An 18,742-nucleotide genomic window follows, 5' to 3' on the forward strand; every position below is an offset into this window, starting at 1 on the left:
CCAGGCGGGTCAGCGGCGTCCGGCAGGGCGCATCTCCGGGACGACGACGTCGCCGTCCACGACCACGGGCTCGTCGTCGAGGAAGAGGCTGCAGCCGCGCATCGGGATGTCGAAGTGGCAGGGAGTGTCGTTCGGCCCGCCCAGCTCGTTGTTGGGACCGATGGAGAACATGACGTTGCCGTAGAACGAGCGCAGCTCCATGCCCATCCCGCCGGGGAACTGGGTGAGGCCGTGCCAGTGGGCCCGCTCGTCCAGCCCCCACCCGACGTGGGACATGCCGTAGCCGCGCGGGTCGTCGAACGACCTGATGTAGGACGACAGCAGCTCGGCGTCGAGGCCGCCGCGGATGTCGGTGATGAACCCCTGTTCGACGGTGAGCGTGACGGGGGTCTGGACGTAGGTGTTGAACGGCAGCAGCACGTCGCCGGGCGAGAGCACGATCCTGCCGTCCACGCCGTCGTCGGCGCCTCCGGTGAAGACGAACGCGGCCGGCCAGTGGTCCCAGCGTCCAGGCTGGTCGGTGTATCCGTACTCGCTCATCGTGGGGTAGACCCCGAGGCGGTAGGTGACGTCGGTCCCGCCCGGGCTGGTGATGCGCATGGCACCCGCCTTGCCCAGCAGTTCGGCGCCGACCTCCACCCGTTCGCGCAGTTCGGGGGTGGGCATGAGGCGGGCGAGGAGCGGGGCGGGCTCGACGGCGGTGAGGATCCGCGTGCCCGCCTCCTGGATGGCGAACTGCTCCTTGCTGAACAGCAGGAACTTCAGGTCGACGAGCATGTCGGCCTGCTTGAGCGCCTCCACCGCCTGGGGGTTCGCGGCCAGTTCGGACGCGCCCACCGCCCACGCCCCCGACGCGGTCGTGGGGGCGGGCAGCCGCAGGTGGTAGGCGGAGGCCCCGAGGCGCCGGGCCGCGTAGAGGAACGCGTCGGCGTAGTCGAGACGTTCGGCGCCCTCGGAGAGCACCGCCACCGTCTCGCCCTCGTGCACGCCGCTGAGCGTCAGCTGCCGCAGGCAGATCTCGTTCAGCAGGTTCTGGTCCATCGACCCTCCCATGATCACGTCAAGTTAGTCCGAACACGGACGATCTCGGCCACAGTGAGCCCGGAAGCTCCGAGCCGGTGACCGAATTAATCCGAACACGGACTAGTCTGTCGGCGCAAGAGGGAGCGGCAGACTGGTACACCCGACCCGAACAGGTCACCAGGATCGGCAGCGCCGCCCCCTCTCGCCGGGGCCGCGCGACGCCCCCTCTCGTCGCCGATCCGGACCACGGCGTGGGCGCACTCCTCGACCGGGCCACCATGCTCCTTGCGGTTCCCGCGCGTTCTCGAGTCGCGGCTCAGCGCTGCCGCATGACCTCGCCAGGACGGTCGGCGCACGCCGCGACGACCCCGCAGTGACGTCAGGAGTGCATCCGAGTAAGGTAAAGCACACCTAAATTAGGCAAGGCTCACCTTGGGAGCATCACGTGTTCGCCAGCTACCTCATCGGCCTCCGCGAAGGACTGGAGGCGACCCTCGTCGTGTCCATCCTGGTCGCTTTCCTGGTCAAGAGCGACCGGCGGGCCAAGCTGCCGCTCGTCTGGACCGGCGTCGCAGCCGCGGTGGCAATCTCGATCGGGTTCGGCGCGCTGCTGTCGTTCACCGCGGCCCGGCTGCAGTACGAGCACCAGGAGCTGTTCGAGGCGGTCGCGTCGATCAGCGCCACGGTGTTCGTCACCTGGATGATCTTCTGGATGCGTGGGGCCGCCAGGAGGATCTCGGCCGACCTGAAGGCCAGGCTGGGCGAGGCGCTCGAGGTCGGCTCGGTCGCGGTGGCGGTCATGGCCTTCCTGTCGGTCATCAGGGAGGGCCTGGAGACCTCGCTGCTGTTCTTCGCCTCCGCCCAGGGCGCCGCCGCCACCGCCAGCCCGCTGATCGGCATCAGCCTCGGCGTGCTCACCTCGATCGTCATCGGCTGGGGCCTGTACGCGAGCGCCATCAGGGTCAACCTGACCAGGTTCTTCACCTGGACCGGCCTGCTGCTCGTCCTGGTCGCGGGAGGCATCCTCAAATACGGCGTGCACGACCTCCAGGAGGCGGGCGTCCTTCCCGGCCTGACCAGCCAGGCCTTCGACCTCAGCGGCGTGCTCGACCCGGGCGCGTGGTACTCGGCCCTGCTCGCCGGCATGTTCAACATCACTCCGCAGCCGACCGTGCTGGAAGTCGCGGCGTGGGCCGTGTACGTCGTGCCCGTCCTCTTCCTCTTCCTCAGGCCGGTCACCGCCAAGGTGGCCCCGCAGCCCGCTTCGTAACACAGGAGAACTTCATGCGCACCCCCCTTCTCGTCGGCGTCCTCGCGCTGGCCACGCTCACCGCCTGCGGTGGCACGGAAGGCCCCACGACCGCGGCTCCCGGCGGCCGGAGCACGGCGGCGGCGCCGGGCAAGGTGACGGTGACGGCCGGTGACACCGACTGCAAGGTCGGCGTCGCCGAGGTCGCGGCCGGCACCTCGACGTTCTCCATCACCAACAGCGGCAGCAAGGTCACCGAGTTCTACGTGTACGCGGCCGGCGACCGCGTCATGGGCGAGATCGAGAACATCGTGCCCGGCCTGACCCGTGAACTGGTCGTCGAACTCCCCGCGGGGACGTACGAGACGGCCTGCAAGCCCGGCATGATCGGCAAGGGCATCCGCGGCGCGCTCAAGGTCACCGGCGAGCACAAGCCGCTGACCGACGACGCCGCGCTGGCCGACGCCGCGACGAGCTACCAGCGCTACGTGAAGAGCCAGACCGCCGCGCTGCTGGACAAGACCCAGGAGTTCGTCGACGCCGTGAAGGCCGGCGAGGTGGAGAAGGCCAAGGGGCTGTACCCGGTCGCCCGCACCTACTGGGAGCGCATCGAGCCCGTCGCGGAGATCTTCGGCGACCTCGACCCGAAGATCGACGGCCGTGAGGAGGTCGTCGAGGAGGGGATGGAGTTCACCGGCTTCCACCGGCTGGAGAAGGACCTGTGGCAGGCGAAGGACATCAGCAAGTCCGGCCCCATGGCCGACCAGCTGATGGACAACGTGAAGCTGATCGTCGAGAAGGCCAACGCGGAGAAGCTGTCGCCGCTGCAGCTCGGCAACGGGGCCAAGGAGCTCCTCGACGAGGTCGCCACCGGCAAGATCACCGGCGAGGAGGACCGCTACTCCCACACCGACCTGTGGGACTTCGCCGCCAACCTGGCCGGCGCCAAGGCGGCCGTCCAGTCCCTCCGCCCTGCCCTGGAGGCGCGCGCCCCCGAACTGGTCACGACGCTGGACGAGAAGTTCGCCGCGGCCGAGGCCGCACTGGAGGCCCACCGCGACGGCGACGGCTGGAAGCTCCACACCGACCTGTCGAAGGACGAGCTGAAGGTCCTGTCCGACACGATCAACGCGCTGGCGGAGCCGATCAGCAAGATCGCCGCCGTCGTCGCGAAGTAGAAGGGGGAATCGTGGGCGAGATCAGCCGCAGGAAGCTGTTCGGCATCGGCGCGGCGGGCGTGGCCGCCGCAGGGGCGGGAGCCCTCGCGGTCGGCGCGACGGCCGGCGAGCCGACCGCCGAGCTCGTCGCGAACGCCGCACCCGTGTCCGCGGCCACCTCGGACGCGGTCCCCTTCTACGGCGTCCACCAGGCAGGGATCGTCACCCCCGCCCAGGACCGGCTCCACTTCGTCGCGTTCGACGTGACCACCACCAAGCGCGAGGAGCTCGCGGACCTGCTCCAGGAATGGACGGCCGCCGCCGCCAGGATGACGCAGGGGCGCGAGGCGGGTGCCTTCGGCGCCGTCGGCGGCGCACCCGAGGCGCCGCCGGACGACACCGGCGAGGCCCTCGGCCTGCCCGCCTCTGGGCTGACGCTGACGATCGGATTCGGCCCGACGCTGTTCGACGACCGGTTCGGGCTGGCCGCGAAGAAGCCCGCCGGCCTCGCCGGCCTGCCGAGGTTCCCCGGCGAGGCGCTCCTGCCGGAGATCTCAGGCGGCGACCTGTGCATCCAGGCGTGCGCACACGATCCGCAGGTGGCCGTCCACGCGATCCGCAACCTGGCCAGGATCGGCTTCGGCCGGGTCTCGGTCCGCTACTCCCAACTCGGCTTCGGCCGTACCTCCTCGACCTCGCGCGCCCAGGCGACGCCGCGCAACCTGATGGGCTTCAAGGACGGCACCGCCAACCTGAAGCTGGAGGACACCGCGATGCTGCGCGACCACCTGTGGGTGGCGGACGGGGACGGCGCGGACTGGCTGACCGGCGGCAGTTACCTGGTCACCCGCAAGATCAGGATGCACATCGAGACCTGGGACCGCACGTCGCTGACCGAGCAGGAGGCGATCTTCGGCCGGAACAAGGGCGAGGGCGCGGCGCTCGGCCACCAGAAGGAGTTCGACGAGATCGACTTCACGAGGAAGGGTCCCGACGGGATGGCGCTGATCGCCGACGACGCTCACGTACGGCTCGCGCACCCGTCCAACAACAAGGGCGCCCGGCTGCTGCGACGGGGCTACAACTTCGTCGACGGGTCCGACGGCCTGGGCCGCCTGGACGCCGGGCTGTTCTTCATGGCCTACCAGCGCGACCCGCGCACGCAGTTCGTGCCCGTACAGATGGCGCTGGCCCGGCAGGATTCGCTCAACGAGTACATCAAGCACGTCTCCAGCGGGCTGTTCGCCGTCCCTCCCGGAGTCAGGGACGCCGGCGACTACTGGGGCCGTGCCCTGCTCGAGCCCTGACCCTCGCGCCCGGCCGGGCCTTCCCCCCAGGTGGAGCCGGGTCCGCCCGGGCGCGCGCCCGGGCGGCATGTGGGCAGCACGCCCGGGCCGGACGTGCGGGCCGGACGTGCGGCGCCGCACGTGGGCAGCACGGGCCGTGTCTCACCGGCGTGGGAAGGCCGCGCGGCCGTGTCTCACGGGCGCAGGCGGTCGGCGAACCGCTTGAGCGCCCTGGCGGCCAGCGGCTCCGTCAACGGGCGCAGCGCCGTGTCGACCAGGCGGATGCCAGGCAGGCGCAGGCCGCCGAAGAAGGCGAACCTGGTCCCCTCCCCCTCCGGTACGGCGGCCATGCCGCCGAGCAGGAAGCGGCTCCGCATGAGGCACCAGCCCGGGCGCAACCGGACGTCGAAACGCGCTCGCAGGCCCAGGGGGCTGCGGGCCAGCGCTTCGAGGCGCTCCCCCGACGCCGAGGTCACCGTGAAGGACCTGATGTCGGTGATCAGCATGGGCATCTGGCTCTCGAGGTCGGCCGCCGCAGCCCACACCCGGTCGTACGGGGCGTCGATCACCTGCTCGGCGTAGGCCACGCCGGGGGTGCTCCGGGCGATCACCCACAGCCTGCGGACGCTGTCGAGCTCGGCCACCGGCCAGGAGTCGTTCACCGTTCCCACGCCTTCCTGAAGTTGCGGCGAGCCCGGAACAGCCGGGTCCTCACGGTGGGCTCGGGCACGCCGAGCAGGGCGCTGACGGCGTGCTCGTCCAACCCTTCGAGATCGCGAAGGACGAGCACGGCACGGTGCGCCGGCGACAGCCGTTCCAGCACGTCCCGCACGTCGGCGGCGAGCTGCGGATCGTCGCGGGCGGGCACGTCGTCGAGCGGCTCGGGTACGGCACGGCCGGCCGCTCGGGCCACCCGCACCGCCTCACGGACGGCGATCACCCGTGCCCAGCCGAACAGGGCCGCCGGTTCCCGCAGCTGGCCGAGCCGGCGGAAGATCACGATCAGCGCCTCCTGCGTGGCGTCCTGGCCGTCCTGCAGGGCGATCGGCCCGCACAACCGGCCGATGTAGGGGGTGAGCAGGTCGAGCAGTTCCTGCACCGCGAGGGTGTCGCCTTGCTGGGCCGACCGCACGAGCGCCGCCAGTTCGGCCCCGCCCGTACCAGAGGCCGCCAACCCGGTGCCCGCCGCGCCGGAGCCCGCCGTGCCGGTGCCCGCCGTGCCGGTGCCCGCCGTGCCGGGAACCGCAGCACAGAGGGCCGCCGTGCCGGGGGCCGCCGGGCCGCCGGGGGCCGTGCTCACCGCTCGCTCGACCGGGAGAGGAACGGTGCCACCGTGGTCGGGAACCGGTGCGCCACCACCCACGTCACGGCGCCGCCGCGCGTCCGGCCGTTCCGCAAGGAGTACGGCGGCACGCTCACCCGGCGAGTGTCCCACAGCCGCGACGCCGGCCGCAGGGCGGCCGGCGCACGACCGGCGATCACGGGGCAGGCCGGAAACCTGGTCGAACGGGTCCGTGGGGATGTCACGGCTTCCTCCTCTGACGGTGCGTCAGAAAGGGAGAGCACGCGGACAGGCCGGACGTTCCCGTGTTCTGCGTCACATCGCGCCGGCCGCCCGTGGTGCATGTCACAGGGAACGCGGGGCGCGCTCCAAACCTCCTCTGTCGTGCCGGCAGTTCACATCATCAGGAGGCGGAAGCGATGAACGATCGGACACGGGAACGCGCGGGGATCGCGGTGGTCGCGGTGCTGGCGACGGACGCCTTGGTGCACGTGTACTGGATGACCGGCAGCACCTGGCCGGCGGGGGATGCCGAAGCGCTGTCCCTGGCCGTGCTCAACGTCGTGCTCCCGTTCACACCGCGGGGGCTTCTGCTGCCGCTGGGGCTGCTTCTGGCCGCGTCGACGACGATCCTCCTGGCCGTCGGCAGACCTGCCCGGCTCAGCGGGAGGCTGCCCGTGGTCGTCACCAGGCTCGGCGGGCGGCTGGTCGCCGCCGGACTGCTGGTCCGCGCCGTCGCGGGCCTGGTCTGGGCGCTGGGGATCGGAGCGAGCCCCGCCACCCCGTTCTACTGGCTCAATCTCCTCGCCTACACGCCGGTGTGCCTGGCACTCTTCGCCGGCGCGGTCATCGCGACCGGGCCTTACCGCGCGAACCGTCCGGCGAGTCGCGGCACCCACGGCCGCTGAGCCGCGCATCCGCCGGTGGGTGTCCGAGATCGGCCGGCGGCTCCGACGTCTCCGGTGAACGGCACGCCAACGGTGCCCGGCACACAGGAGAGGGCGATGTCAGAGCAGACCGCACTCACAACCACTCGGACCGCAGGCCTGCTGGCGTGCGGCGTCGTCGCAGGGCCGCTGTTCCTCACGGTGTGGCTGGTCCAGGCGCTCACCAGGGAAGGTTTCGACCTGACCCGCCATCCGCTCAGCCTGCTGAGCCTCGGGGATCTCGGATGGATCCAGATCGCCGGCTTCGTCGTCTCGGGTCTGCTGTTCATGGCGTTCGCCGGTGGCCTGCGACGCGCGCTGTATCCGGGCCGGGTCGCCGCGTGGGGCCCGGCGCTGATCGCCGTCAACGGGATCGGGCTGATCATGGCGGGTGTCTTCACCACCGACGCAGGCGCAGGCTTCCCGCCGGGCGCGCCGGCCGGGGCGCCACCGCACGTCACCTGGCACGGCGTCCTGCACGAAGTCGGATTCCTGGTGGCGTCCCTGTCGTGGATCGCGGCCTGCTTCGCGCTCGCGCGCCGCTTCACGGCCCTCGGACGGCGGGCTCGGGCCGCGACCTGCGGGGCGGCCCCCATCGCCGTGCTCGCCGTGGTCGCCTGGCCTGACCTCGACAGCCTCAGCGTCCGGTTGGTGGTCGGGTCGGCGATCCAGTTCGCGTTCACGGCGGCCCTGGCCGTATGGATGATGCGGCCCTCGCCGCCGGCGGCTCCCACGACCACAGGAGCGACACGGATCCGCCGGTAGGGGCACGTGCGGGGCATACGCTATCTTGGAACAGTCATTCCAAGTTAGGGAGTGCCGATGCCGGACGTGAAGCATTTCGATCCCGACGCGGTGCTGGAACAGGTGGAGCACCTGTTCTGGCGGCGCGGCCCCGCCTCGACCGGGATGGCGGAGGTCGTGGCCACGACCGGGCTCAGCCGGTCCAGCCTGTACGCGACCTTCGGCGGCAAACAGGAGCTGTACGTCAAGGCGCTGCGGCGCTACGTCGAGCAGCGGTCGCGGCCGGTGTTCGAGCGCCTGTCCGGCGACGAGCGGGGGCTACCCGCGGTGGAGGACTTCTTCCACCGGCTGATCCTGGCCCGGTGCGCGGGCCGGCACGCGCGCTGGGGTTGCATGGTCGCCAACGCCCACGCCGAGGCCGAGGGCGCCGATCCTGAGGTCCTGCACGTGCTGGACCTCCACCAGGAGCAGCTCCATACGGCCATGCGCGCGGCCCTCGGCGCCGCCCTCGCCAAGGGACAGCTTCGAGCCGGCCTCGACCTGGACGCGACCGCCGAACTGCTCGCCCTGCTCGCCTACGGCGTGAACGTGCGCTCGCGAGCCGGCGCCGACGCCGCCCGCCTGCGCGCCGCCGCGTCCGCGGCGCTGAACCCCCTTCGATCCCAGAGGTGAGGCCATGATCCAGCGACCGCGTGTAGTGATCTTCGATGTGAACGAGACGCTCACCGACATGGAGCCCCTGCGTGCCCGGTTCGAAGACGTCGGGCTGTCAGGGGAGCTGATGGACACCTGGTTCGCGAGCGTGCTGCGCGACGGGTTCGCGCTCGCCGCGGCCGGCGGGTACGCCGAGTTCGCCGCCATCGCCGCGGACGTGCTCCGAGGCCTGTTCACCGGCAGGAGGAGCGACGCCGACGAGGCGGTGGGCCACGTGCTGCGCGCCTTCACCGAACTCCGCGTACACCCCGACGTGCCCGGCGGGATGCGGATGCTGCGCGAGAGCGGTGCCCGCCTGTTCACCATGACCAACGGCGCGGCGGCGATGACCGAGCGGATCCTGGCCCGCGAGGGGCTCCTCGACCTGGTGGAGGCGAGGCTGGACGTGAGCGGTCCCCGGGTGTGGAAGCCCGGCCGCGCCGCCTACGACTACGCGGTCGACAGGGCGGGTGTCCGGCCGGGCGAGGCGGCGCTGGTCGCGGTGCACCCGTGGGACATCGACGGCGCCCAGCGGGCCGGCCTGGTCGGGGCATGGCTGAACCGTCGTGGCGCGCCGTACCCGAGTGTGATGAGCACCCCGCGCGTGACCGCGCCCGACCTCACGGCGCTGGCCGCTCAGTGGCAGGCCGGGTGAGGAGTTCGGAACGGGCTCGCGGCGGCCGACCCTAAGGGGCCCGGCAAAAGCGGATCAAGATGCCCTTGCCCTGCGTCGTGGCGAATTGCCGCCATCACCTCCCACGTCCTGCAATGGCCGAAAGCGCGCCGGCCACACCACTCGCCACCCGTCCTTCGTGGCACGGGCTGTCCGGCGCGACGCCATCCGATCCCACGGGCCGCAGAGCACGCACAGACAGGGGACTCTCCATGATCAGGCAAGACAAGCCGACCAAGGACGGACTCGTCCAGCTCACCTTCACCATGCCCGCCGACATCCCCGGACCGATCTCCGTCGTGGGCGACTTCAACCAGTGGGACCCGTACGCCCACCCCATGACGCGCACTCCCCAGGGCGCTCACAGCACCGTCATCGCCCTCCCGCAGGGCACCAGCATCTGCTTCCGCTACCTGGCCGAGGGAGGGGTGTGGCTGGACGAGCCGGACGCCGACGGCCACGACGAGCACGGCTCGATCGTGCACGTCGCCGCCCTCGACGCCCAGAACGGCAAGTCCGCCCGGAGCGGCGGCACGGCGAAGAACTCCGCCGCCGCCACGACGGCCTGACCTGTCCTTCTCCTCATGCGGGGGCGCCGTCGCACCGGCTCGCGGTCACCGCGCCTCCGCAGCGAGAACAGGCCCGGTGGGGACGACCGCCGGCGGGCCGGCGACCATGACGGCGCTGCCCTCGATGCCGTGAGCGTCGCGGTCGTGCCGGGTCCCCGCGCCCCGGGACCCGGCGCCTGCTCAGGCTCGGGCCCGGCTGCTCGAGTAGTCCTTGAGGACGATGGCGTCGGTCCTGCTCGCCATCTTCTCGATCAGCCCCGCCCACGGCAGGCGGGGCAGCAGCCTGATCGACAGGTTGCGCAGGTCGATGGCCAGCTGCGACGCGGGCACGAAGCCGCTGACGCCACCCGGCGGGAGCTTCTGGCACTGCTTGACGAATGCGCGCATCTCCCGCTCGTAGGCAGCGAAGGCCGCCCCGTGGTCCCCTCCTGCCGCGGCCAGTTCTCCGGCGAGGACGTAGGCGCCGACGAGGGCCAGACCGGTGCCGTTGCCGGCCAGCGGCGAGGGACCGTACCCCGCGTCGCCGAGGAGTACGATCCTGCCGGATGACCAGCCGTCCATGACGATCTGGGTGGCGGAGTCGAAGAAGAAGTCGGCCGCCCCGTCCATCTGCCTGAGCATCGCGGGAACGTGCCAGCCCGCCCCGGCGAAGACCTCCGCCACGATGCGCTTCTGCGCGCGGGTGTCACGATGGTCGTAGTCGAGCGGCGCCGACGCGAAACCGAACAGGACCTTGACCTCCTCAGGCCGCCGGGATGGGCGCAGGGCCGCCACCTTGCCGCCCGGCATGTTGTGGAACCACTCCCAGTCCTGGACGCCGAAGTGGTTGGGCACGGTGAAGGACGCCGTATAGCAGCCGAGGTCGCGGCTGAAGCGCGACTCGGGGCCGAAGACCAGCGAGCGCGTCTGCGAGTGCACGCCGTCGGCCGCCACCACCAGGTCGAAGTCGCGTGGCTCGGACCGGGCGAAGGTGGCGCGCACGCGCTCCGGCGTCTGCTCGACCGCGACGACCCTGTCGTCGAAGACGTACTCCGTCCCGTCCCTGGTCACCCGGTGCAGGAGGTCGACGAGGTCGCCGCGCAGGATCTCCACCTCCCCGACGACCCCGTTTCCGCCCAGGAAGGAGGCGGGCATGTCGGCGACGCTCCGGCCGGAGGCATCGACGTACGACATGCCCTTGGAGCCGACGGACACCTGACGGGCGTCCTGGAGCAACCCCATGCGCTCCACCACCTCGCGAGAGGCGCCGCGCAGGTCGACCGCGTGCCCGCCGAGACGCGGGGCGGGCGCCCGCTCGACCACGGTCACGGCGAAGCCGTACCGGCCCAGCCAGTGGGCCAGGGCGGATCCCCCGACGCCGGCACCGCAGATCAAGACATCTGTCATCAGTAGCTCCCTTCGCTGTAGCGCTCGCCACCGTACTCCTGATGCGCGTACACCGTAAGAAAGCACTAGTGCACTACTTTATGCTGGTGGAGCCCAGGCTTCAGACAGCCTGCCGCACTAGGACAGTGGGAGCGTGGACCGTGGACGAAAGCCAGCCTCCTTACCTGCGGATCGCCGCCGACCTGCGGCAGCGCATCACGACAGGCCGGCTCAGGCCCGGAGACCGGGTGCCCTCGACCCGGCAGATCACCCAGGACTGGCAGGTGGCCATGGCCACCGCCACCAAGGCGCTGACGACCCTGCGCCAGGAGGGACTCATCCGGCCGGTCCCGGGGGTCGGCACCGTGGTGGCCGATGCGGCGAGGGGCGCCGGCCCTTCGCGCCGCCCGTCTCCGGAGCTCAGCAGGGAGCGCATCGTGCGCGCCGCGATCGCCATGGCCGACGCCGAGGGGCTGGCGACGCTGTCCATGCGCCGGATCGCCGGGGGCCTGCGGACGTCGGTCATGGCCCTCTACCGCTACGTGGCCGGCAAGGAGGAACTGCTCACGCTGATGGCCGACACGGTCCTGGCCGAAAGCTCGCCGACCGGGCCGTTGCCCGACGGCTGGCGGGCGCGCCTCGAACTGACCGCCCGTACCCACTGGGCCCTCTACCACCGCCACCCGTGGCTGGCGCAGACCGTCTCCTTCACCCGCCCCGCACCCACCCCGAACGCCATGGCTCAGGCCGAGGCGGCCATGCGCGCGCTGGACGGCCTCGGGCTCACGCCCGCCACCATGATCCACATCTACGCGACCATGGCCACCTACGTGCGCGGCACCGCGACCAACCTGGAGGCCGAAGCCGAGGCCGTCCAGCAGACCGGGACAACCGACGACGAGTGGCTCGAGGCAGAGGTGCTCCCGCGGATGCGGGAGTTCCCGCTGCTGTCGCGGATCCCTCCCGACTGCCTCGACCTGGACACGCTATTCGAATTCGGACTCCAGCGTCTGCTGGACGGCATCGCCACGCTCATGGCCGAGGCACGATCCCAGCCGGGGGTTGGAGCCACCCCGCACGCGAGCTGAGCGTCCCGTGGATCGAGCGCGTTTCGCCCCGTGACCGAGGGAGAAGACAACAGCCGTCCTGGTCACGCTCCTCGCGCGGACCCTGCCCTTCCCCTGGACCGGCGCCCCTGCCCGCCGACCTGGGACGACCGGCCGAGGACCTCGGTTTGAAGCCGTGGGAGACGGCCATGCTCAGCTAGGGGGAGGTCGTTCGAGAGAGGACTTGATCGCGGTGACAGCACTGACGCAGGAGACGCTGGCTGCTCTTCCCGAGGAGGTGGCGGTCCCCGCCTATGACCGGTCGGGGCTCACCGCCGGCATCGTCCACGTCGGGGTGGGCGGGTTCCACCGTGCGCACCAGGCGATGTACCTCGACCGGCTGATGAACGAGGGCAAGGCGCACGACTGGGCGATCTGCGGTGTCGGGGTCCTCCCCGGAGACGCGCGGATGCGAGACGCGCTGGCCGCGCAGGACGGCCTCTACACGCTCGTGCTCAAGCATCCCGACGGATCACGCGAGGCCCGCGTCATCGGTTCGATCACCGAGTTCCTCCTCGCGCCCGACGATCCTGAGGCGGTCATCGAGAAGATGGCCGACCCGGCGGTGCGCATCGTGTCGCTCACGGTCACCGAAGGCGGCTACAACATCCACCCGGTCACCGGGGAGTTCGACGCTGACGCCCCGGCGATCCGCGCCGACCTGGAGCCGGGCGCGGTCCCCTCGACGGTCTTCGCGCTCGTCACCGAGGCACTGCGCCGCAGGCGTACCCGAGGAGTCGCGCCGTTCACGGTCATGTCATGCGACAACATCCAGGGCAACGGGGATGTCGCGCGCCGCAGCTTCACCGCGTTCGCCAGGCTCGCCGACCCCGATCTGGCGGCCTGGATGGAGGACGCCGTCGCGTTCCCCAACTCCATGGTCGACCGCATCACTCCTGTGACCACCGACGAGGACCGCGCGTCCGTGGCCGGGCGGTTCGGTGTCCGCGACACGTGGCCGGTCACCTGCGAGCCGTTCACGCAGTGGGTGCTCGAGGACCGGTTCGCCGCCGGACGTCCCCCCTTGGAGGAGGCCGGGGTCCAGGTCGTCGCGGACGTGGAGCCGTACGAGCTGATGAAGCTGCGCCTGCTGAACGCCGGGCACCAGGCGTTGGGCTACTTCGGCCATCTCATGGGCCACCGCTACGTCCACGAGGCGGCCACCGACCCCGCGCTCGCGCGGTTCGTGCTCGACTACATGGACATCGAGGCCACGCCGACGCTCCGGCCGGTGCCGGGGGTCGACCTGGACCTGTACAAGCGGACCCTTATCGAACGGTTCGCCAACCCCGAGGTGCGCGACACACTGGCGAGGCTGTGCGCCGAGTCGTCGGACCGGATCCCGAAGTGGGTGCTCCCCGTCGTACGCGAGCAGCTTGCCCGCGGCGGCGAGGTCACGCGCGCGGCCGCCGTGGTGGCCAGCTGGGCGCGCTACGCGGAGGGCGTCGACGAATCAGGCGAGCCGATCACGATCGTCGACCGGCTGAGGGACCGGCTGACGGTTATCGCGAAGACGCAGCGCGAACGGCCCACCGCCTTCATCGACAACCGGGAACTCTTCGGCGATCTCGCGGGTGACGAGCGGTTCGTCGAACCGTATCTGCGCGCGCTCGAATCGCTGCACGAGCGGGGTGCCCGTGCGACGGTCCGGGCGCTCGCGGGAATGCCCGCGTGAGCGCGCGGGGCCGCGCCGCCGAGCGGCCGTGAGCGTGCCGCGTCGTGCCGGCGTGCGCGGGCAGGCGGGTCGAGCGGGGCGTCGGCGGCCGCTGGGCGGGCCGGGTCAGGGCGCGTGCCGGGTGTACTGCTCCCTGATGACGGGACGGTGGTCGGGCGCCGGTTCGGCCGCGATGGACAGCGGCCACCGCGGACGCGTGCCGGTCAGCGCCCACGCCGCCTGGGTCGCCGCCCCGTCCGCGACGTACTCGCCGGGCCGCGGCACGACGACCGGCGGCTCGAACGTCTGGGCGGCGATGGCCTGAACGGCGGCGTTCTGGGCCGCCCCGCCGATCAGCAGGATGCGGCCGGTTTCGACGCCCTGCCCGCGGACGGCTTCCAGACCGTCGGCGAGCCCGCACAGCATGCCCTCGATGGCCGCGCGTGCCAGGGCCGGTCGCGTCGTGGATCGCAGCGTCAGCCCGAACAGCGTGGCCGTGGCGTCGGGCAGATTGGGCGTGCGCTCTCCCTCGAAGTACGGCAGGAGCACCAGGCCGTGCGAGCCGGGAGGAGCCTCAAGCGCCAGCAGGCCGAGCCGATCGTGATCGACGTCGAGGACGCCCGCCACGGCGTCCAGCACGCGGGCCGCGTTCAGTGTGGCGACCAGCGGCAGGAACAGGCCGGTGGCGTCAGCGAATCCGGCGACGGTGCCCGTGCTGTCGCTGGTCGGACGGCCGGTCACGGCGAAGACGGTGCCGCTGGTCCCGATCGACACGACGACGTCGCCGCGGGCCGCGCCGAGGCCGAGGGCTGCCCCCGCGTTGTCACCGGCGCCCGCGCCGACGACGATCGAGGTTCCCGCGGCGGTGCCCGCGCGTTCGGACGGCCCGAGGATCCGCGGCAGGGTCGCCGCGTGCCCGAGGGCCCGCTCGAAGAGCTCGAGGTCGTACTCGCCGGTGGACGGGTTCCAGTACGCGGTGCCGCTCGCGTCGGACCGGTCTGTGACGAGTTCCCCGAGCTCCGGTCCGAGCGGGCTCGAGGCGGCCGGGCCGTATCCGCGCAGGCGCCAGGTCAGCCAGTCGTGCGGCAGCGCGACGGCGGCGACCTTGGCGGCGTTGTCGGGTTCGTTGTCGCGCAGCCAGCGCAGTTTGGCGGCGGTGAAGGAGGCCACCGGTACGGTCCCCGTCCTCCCGGCATAGGTCTCGGCGCCCGTCTCGGACACGAGGTCGCGCGCGGCGGCGGCCGATCGCGTGTCGTTCCAGAGCAGCGCGGGCCGGATGACTCGGCCGTCGATGTCCAGGGCGATGAGGCCGTGCTGCTGTCCCGCTATCGCGATCGCCGCGACGCCGTCGAGTCCCTCCGCCCGGCTGATGGCGGTCCGCAGCGCCTGCCACCAGTGCTCTGGATCCACCTCGGTGCCGTGCGGGTGGCCCGCCCTGCCGGAGCGGACGAGATCTCCGGTCGCGGCATCGCGGATCACGACCTTGCAGTTCTGGGTGGACGAGTCGACGCCCGCGACGAGTGTCATTGCCGCCTCATTCGCTGAGCTCAGAGCCGCGATCCAAGCAGACGACGGCTTATGCGGCTAATGGAGTCAAAATATCATATTTATTGCGAGATTTTCTCACATATATGTTTACACACCCTTTTTACGCGGAGTAAACCGGCCTCAATGCCCTTACCTGCTGGAGTACGGGGGTGAAGTGGACAGTGGACCGCTATCCGCCCGAGCCGAGTAGGCGTGCCGTCCTTCGTGGCGCGCTGGCCGCAGGGGCGGCGCTCGCCGTGTCCGGGGGCGTGAGCTCCTGTGGATCACGCGAAGACGCGCCCCGAACGGCCGCCGGCGACCAGTGGCGCCAGTTCCAGGGCGCCACGCTGAACTTCATCTCGGAGAACACCGCTCCGACCGCGGCCATCGCCGCGAACACCCGCCCGTTCACCGATCTGACGGGCATCGAGGTCAGGATCGTCACCCTGGAGCTGACCGCGCTGGTCCAGCGAGTCGCCCTGGACCTGGCCTCGGGACGCGCGCAGTATCAGGTGATCTACGCCGACCCCTACCAGGTGCTCGCGCCGTACCAGCGGGGGCTGGTGGACCTGCGGACGTTGCAGGCCGACCCGAACCTGCCCGACCTGCCCGGCGGCGTGGCGGACTTCATCCCCGCCCAGATGGACGCCGCCGGCCGGTTCGTCGATCCTCAGGCGGTCTACGCCCTGCCGTACGACGCGCCGACGATGATCTGGCAGTACCGGCGCGACCTGTTCGACAAGTACCGCGACCGCATGGCCGACGACCTCGGATTCGACCCCACCCCGAGCAGTGCGCGGACGTGGGAGGAGTACTTCGGGATCGCCCAGTGGTTCAACAAGAACGCGACCTCGGACGTCAGGTACGGCACCGGCCACCAGGCCCGCCAGCACGACTCCCTGATGAACGACTTCAGCAACGTGCTGTGGTCCTACGGCGGGGACTACTTCGACAACGGCAAGCAGGTGGGACGGCTGGGCTCTCGCGACCCCGGGCCGTGCCGCCTCGACTCCGCCGCCGCGATCGCGGGCGCCGAGTTCTACCAGCGGCTGCTCAGCATCGCCGATCCCGCTTCCACGACGTGGGACTGGGACGGCGTGGGCGCCGCCTTCCGCGGCGGCCGGCTGGCGATGTGCCCGAACTGGCATGAGTTCGCGGCCAGCAACGAGCAGGTCATGCCCGGCAAGGTCAGCTACTCCGCGCTGCCCAGGGGACCGGTCAGCACGGCCAACATGTACGGCGGCACGGGCCTGGGGATCAGCGCGAACACGCTGCCCCACGAGCGCGGCGCGGCCTGGCTGTTCCTGGTGTGGGCCACCTCGCCGGGCACGCAGCTGGCCAACCTCAAGAGCAAGGCCGGCGGCGGCACTCCCACGCGTACCTCGGTGTACGAGCTCCCGGAGGTGCGCGCGGCCGAGAAACGGCCTTCGCCGATGCCCAACATGCTCACGGCCGCCGCCGTTCGCGAGGCATGGCAGGCCGACAGGATCGGCCTGCGGCCGAAGATCCCGATGTGGAACGAGTGCAACACCGCGATCTTCACCCAGCTGTCGCGCATGCTCACCGGAGGAGCCTCTCCGGAGGAGGCGATGCGTTCGATCAAGTCACGGGTGGACCAGATCGTGGCCCGAGGGTGGGTGGCCTAGATGACGCACGCCGCGGACTACTCATCGGCGATCGACCGGCCGAGGCAGCCGAAGGCCACCGCTCCCAGGGAGCCGCGCATCGGCTTCGAGGGCAAGATGATGTCACCCGGCCTGCTCCTGCTGGCCGCGCTGTCGATCGTGCCGTTCCTCGCCCTCATCGCGATGAGCTTCTCCCATGTCCGGCTGCTCGGCGGAGTCCGGCTCGACCTGGTGGGCCTGACCAACTGGGTGCGCTTCTTCACCGACGCGGACATGTGGATGTCATGGCTTCGCACGATCGTCTACTTCGTCCTCACCGTCGGTCTGGAGATGGCTCTGGGCGTGGGCATCGCGCTGTGCCTGTTCCGGGTGCTGCACGGCCGGAACATCCTGCTCAGCCTGCTGCTGCTGCCGATGTTCGCCGCGCCCTCGATCGTCGGGCTGCTGGGCCGCTACCTCACCGACTCGACCTTCGGGCTGTACGCGTGGGTGCTGCGCTCCCTCGGCTACACCGGCGACATCCTCGGCAGTCCCATCAGCGCCTTCGCCGCCGTCGTGCTGATGGACGTATGGGAGTGGACTCCGCTGATCGCCCTCATCACGCTCGCGGGACTGTCGAGCGTGCCGCAGTCGGTGCGGGAGGCCGCCGCCGTCGACGGCGCCCCAGGGTGGATGACCCTGCGCTACATCATCTTCCCTGCGATCTCCAACGTGCTGCTCGTCGCGCTGCTGATCCGCTCGATGGACGCCATCCGCTACTTCGACATCATCTGGGTCACCACCAACGGCGGCCCCGCGGACGCGACCAAGATCGTCCCGGTCCGGCTGTACGAGACGGCGTTCCGCTTCTTCGACCTCGGCTACGCCGCCGCCATCGGCCTGGCGATGCTGGCCTTCTCGATCTTCATCGCCCGCACCTTCGTACGCCTGCTGGACGTCAGGGGGTTGACCCGATGAGCACCGCACAGGTCGCGCAGACGAACGGCGGGGCGGTCACCGCCGCCCCTCGCGGGGTGCCGCAGTCGCCGCTCGAGGCGAGCACCAAGAGCACCCGGTGGGTGGTGGCGCTGCTCCTCGTCGTGGCCATGCTATGGACGCTGATCCCGCTGGCGTGGATGCTGCTGTCGTCGTTCAAGAACCCGACGGACGTCACCGCGCCCACGCCGCAGTTCGTGTTCGCACCGACCCTGGACAACTACCGCAACCTGTTCACCGGCTCCAACAACCTCTGGCCGTACATCCTGCACAGCGTGCTCGCCGCCGGGATCTCCGCGGTGCTCGCGGTCGGCCTGGGAGCGCTCGCTGGGTACGGCCTGGCCAGGACCCAGATGCGCGGCAAGCGGCACCTGGCCTTCTGGATCATCTCGACCCGCATGGCGCCCATCGCGGCGGTCGTGGTCCCGCTGTTCATCATCTTCCGCGGGATCGGCCTGATCGACTCGATTCCCGGGTTGGTGCTGGCCTACCTGACCTTCAACCTGCCGTTCGCCATCTGGCTGATGAGCGCGTTCTTCGCCGAGGTGCCGCCGTCGCTGGAGGAATCCGCGCTCGTCGCCGGCTGCACCCGGTGGCAGGCCTTCCGCACGGTCGTGCTCCCGCTGACGAAGTCGGGGCTGGTGACCACCTTCGTCCTGTGTCTCGTGTTCGCCTGGAACGACTACGCGTTCGCCGTGGTGTTCTCCGGACCGAACTCCCAGACGCTGCCCATCGCCGCCTCCCAGCTGGTCACCCAGACGGGCGTCGACTGGGGGCAGCTCACCGCGATCGGCACGATCGTGGTCGTGCCGATGATGCTCGCGGGGCTCGCCGTGCGCCGCTGGCTGGTCACCGGACTCACCCTCGGCGCCGTCACCGGCGAATAGG

18 protein-coding genes are annotated in these 18,742 nt (G+C 71.0%); 13 read left to right on the forward strand and 5 right to left on the reverse strand.

What is annotated here, in order from left to right:
- Positions 1–9 precede the first annotated feature (9 nt).
- Positions 10–1,041, reverse strand: a complete 1,032-nt coding sequence (locus tag ACFSKW_RS35725; RefSeq protein WP_379577464.1) for a 2,5-dihydroxypyridine 5,6-dioxygenase NicX family protein — start codon at positions 1,039–1,041, stop codon at positions 10–12.
- 427 nt (positions 1,042–1,468) lie between these two features.
- On the opposite strand from ACFSKW_RS35725, the gene efeU reads away from it, so the two are divergent.
- The 3 genes from efeU to efeB are packed head-to-tail and all read left to right on the forward strand — an operon-like array spanning position 1,469 to position 4,736.
- A complete protein-coding gene (efeU, locus tag ACFSKW_RS35730; RefSeq protein WP_379577466.1) occupies positions 1,469–2,293 on the forward strand; it encodes an iron uptake transporter permease EfeU in 825 nt (274 codons plus the stop codon).
- A 14-nt stretch (positions 2,294–2,307) separates the two neighbouring features.
- The gene (efeO, locus tag ACFSKW_RS35735; protein ID WP_379577468.1) at positions 2,308–3,450 is read left to right on the forward strand and encodes an iron uptake system protein EfeO; all 1,143 of its coding nucleotides are present in this window, start codon (positions 2,308–2,310) and stop codon (positions 3,448–3,450) included.
- An 11-nt stretch (positions 3,451–3,461) separates the two neighbouring features.
- Entirely contained in the window at positions 3,462–4,736 is a 1,275-nt protein-coding gene (gene efeB, locus ACFSKW_RS35740; RefSeq protein WP_379577470.1) for an iron uptake transporter deferrochelatase/peroxidase subunit, read from the forward strand.
- Positions 4,737–4,909: 173 nt separating this feature from the next.
- On the opposite strand, the gene ACFSKW_RS35745 is transcribed toward efeB, so the two are convergent.
- Complete coding sequence (locus tag ACFSKW_RS35745; RefSeq protein ID WP_379577472.1) at positions 4,910–5,377, reverse strand: hypothetical protein; 468 nt, start codon at positions 5,375–5,377, stop codon at positions 4,910–4,912.
- Entirely contained in the window at positions 5,374–6,015 is a 642-nt protein-coding gene (locus ACFSKW_RS35750) for an RNA polymerase sigma factor (protein WP_379577474.1), read from the reverse strand. The genes ACFSKW_RS35745 and ACFSKW_RS35750 overlap by 4 nt, the downstream gene beginning before the upstream one ends.
- 401 nt (positions 6,016–6,416) lie before the next feature.
- Here ACFSKW_RS35750 and ACFSKW_RS35755 point away from each other — a divergent pair, with 401 nt between their 5' ends.
- The 5 genes from ACFSKW_RS35755 (at position 6,417) to ACFSKW_RS35775 (ending at position 9,602) form a co-directional block, all read left to right on the forward strand.
- A complete protein-coding gene (locus ACFSKW_RS35755) occupies positions 6,417–6,905 on the forward strand; it encodes a DUF3995 domain-containing protein (protein WP_379577476.1) in 489 nt (162 codons plus the stop codon).
- 96 nt (positions 6,906–7,001) lie between these two features.
- The gene (locus tag ACFSKW_RS35760; protein WP_379577478.1) at positions 7,002–7,688 is read left to right on the forward strand and encodes a DUF998 domain-containing protein; all 687 of its coding nucleotides are present in this window, start codon (positions 7,002–7,004) and stop codon (positions 7,686–7,688) included.
- 57 nt (positions 7,689–7,745) lie between these two features.
- The gene (locus ACFSKW_RS35765) at positions 7,746–8,339 is read left to right on the forward strand and encodes a TetR/AcrR family transcriptional regulator (protein WP_379577480.1); all 594 of its coding nucleotides are present in this window, start codon (positions 7,746–7,748) and stop codon (positions 8,337–8,339) included.
- A 4-nt stretch (positions 8,340–8,343) separates the two neighbouring features.
- The gene (locus ACFSKW_RS35770) at positions 8,344–9,015 is read left to right on the forward strand and encodes a haloacid dehalogenase type II (protein ID WP_379577481.1); all 672 of its coding nucleotides are present in this window, start codon (positions 8,344–8,346) and stop codon (positions 9,013–9,015) included.
- A 230-nt stretch (positions 9,016–9,245) separates the two neighbouring features.
- Entirely contained in the window at positions 9,246–9,602 is a 357-nt protein-coding gene (locus ACFSKW_RS35775; protein WP_379577482.1) for an isoamylase early set domain-containing protein, read from the forward strand.
- A gap of 180 nt (positions 9,603–9,782) precedes the next feature.
- On the opposite strand, the gene ACFSKW_RS35780 is transcribed toward ACFSKW_RS35775, so the two are convergent.
- Positions 9,783–10,988, reverse strand: a complete 1,206-nt coding sequence (locus tag ACFSKW_RS35780) for an FAD-dependent monooxygenase (RefSeq protein ID WP_379577484.1) — start codon at positions 10,986–10,988, stop codon at positions 9,783–9,785.
- A gap of 140 nt (positions 10,989–11,128) precedes the next feature.
- Here ACFSKW_RS35780 and ACFSKW_RS35785 point away from each other — a divergent pair, with 140 nt between their 5' ends.
- Entirely contained in the window at positions 11,129–12,055 is a 927-nt protein-coding gene (locus tag ACFSKW_RS35785) for a TetR/AcrR family transcriptional regulator C-terminal domain-containing protein (RefSeq protein ID WP_379577486.1), read from the forward strand.
- Positions 12,056–12,266: 211 nt separating this feature from the next.
- A complete protein-coding gene (locus ACFSKW_RS35790; RefSeq protein ID WP_379577488.1) occupies positions 12,267–13,748 on the forward strand; it encodes a mannitol dehydrogenase family protein in 1,482 nt (493 codons plus the stop codon).
- Between the two features lie 105 nt (positions 13,749–13,853).
- Here ACFSKW_RS35790 and xylB read toward each other — a convergent pair whose 3' ends face one another.
- A complete protein-coding gene (xylB, locus tag ACFSKW_RS35795) occupies positions 13,854–15,254 on the reverse strand; it encodes a xylulokinase (protein WP_379577490.1) in 1,401 nt (466 codons plus the stop codon).
- A gap of 170 nt (positions 15,255–15,424) precedes the next feature.
- Between xylB and ACFSKW_RS35800 the strand changes: the two genes are divergently transcribed.
- From ACFSKW_RS35800 to ACFSKW_RS35810, 3 genes are read left to right on the forward strand one after another with little or no spacing between them, the layout of a single operon-like run.
- Positions 15,425–16,900 carry an extracellular solute-binding protein gene (locus tag ACFSKW_RS35800; protein WP_379577492.1) on the forward strand — a complete coding sequence of 492 codons (1,476 nt, stop codon included), beginning with the start codon at positions 15,425–15,427 and terminating at the stop codon, positions 16,898–16,900.
- The gene (locus ACFSKW_RS35805) at positions 16,901–17,836 is read left to right on the forward strand and encodes a carbohydrate ABC transporter permease (protein ID WP_379577494.1); all 936 of its coding nucleotides are present in this window, start codon (positions 16,901–16,903) and stop codon (positions 17,834–17,836) included.
- The gene (locus ACFSKW_RS35810; RefSeq protein ID WP_379577496.1) at positions 17,833–18,741 is read left to right on the forward strand and encodes a carbohydrate ABC transporter permease; all 909 of its coding nucleotides are present in this window, start codon (positions 17,833–17,835) and stop codon (positions 18,739–18,741) included. Before ACFSKW_RS35805 ends, ACFSKW_RS35810 begins: the two co-directional genes overlap by 4 nt.
- The last annotated feature ends 1 nt before the right edge of the window (position 18,742 follow it).

This window comes from Nonomuraea mangrovi (assembly GCF_042681425.1).
Lineage (GTDB): Bacteria > Actinomycetota > Actinomycetes > Streptosporangiales > Streptosporangiaceae > Nonomuraea > Nonomuraea mangrovi.

Coding starts and splice junctions, on each gene's coding strand:
- ACFSKW_RS35725 (WP_379577464.1), bottom strand. CDS start 1,041: ATGGACCAGAACCTGCTGAACGAGATCTGCCTGCGGCAGCTGACGCTC.
- efeO (WP_379577468.1), top strand. CDS start 2,308: ATGCGCACCCCCCTTCTCGTCGGCGTCCTCGCGCTGGCCACGCTCACC.
- ACFSKW_RS35755 (WP_379577476.1), top strand. CDS start 6,417: ATGAACGATCGGACACGGGAACGCGCGGGGATCGCGGTGGTCGCGGTG.
- ACFSKW_RS35760 (WP_379577478.1), top strand. CDS start 7,002: ATGTCAGAGCAGACCGCACTCACAACCACTCGGACCGCAGGCCTGCTG.
- ACFSKW_RS35765 (WP_379577480.1), top strand. CDS start 7,746: ATGCCGGACGTGAAGCATTTCGATCCCGACGCGGTGCTGGAACAGGTG.
- ACFSKW_RS35770 (WP_379577481.1), top strand. CDS start 8,344: ATGATCCAGCGACCGCGTGTAGTGATCTTCGATGTGAACGAGACGCTC.
- ACFSKW_RS35775 (WP_379577482.1), top strand. CDS start 9,246: ATGATCAGGCAAGACAAGCCGACCAAGGACGGACTCGTCCAGCTCACC.
- ACFSKW_RS35780 (WP_379577484.1), bottom strand. CDS start 10,988: ATGACAGATGTCTTGATCTGCGGTGCCGGCGTCGGGGGATCCGCCCTG.
- xylB (WP_379577490.1), bottom strand. CDS start 15,254: ATGACACTCGTCGCGGGCGTCGACTCGTCCACCCAGAACTGCAAGGTC.
- ACFSKW_RS35805 (WP_379577494.1), top strand. CDS start 16,901: ATGACGCACGCCGCGGACTACTCATCGGCGATCGACCGGCCGAGGCAG.
- ACFSKW_RS35810 (WP_379577496.1), top strand. CDS start 17,833: ATGAGCACCGCACAGGTCGCGCAGACGAACGGCGGGGCGGTCACCGCC.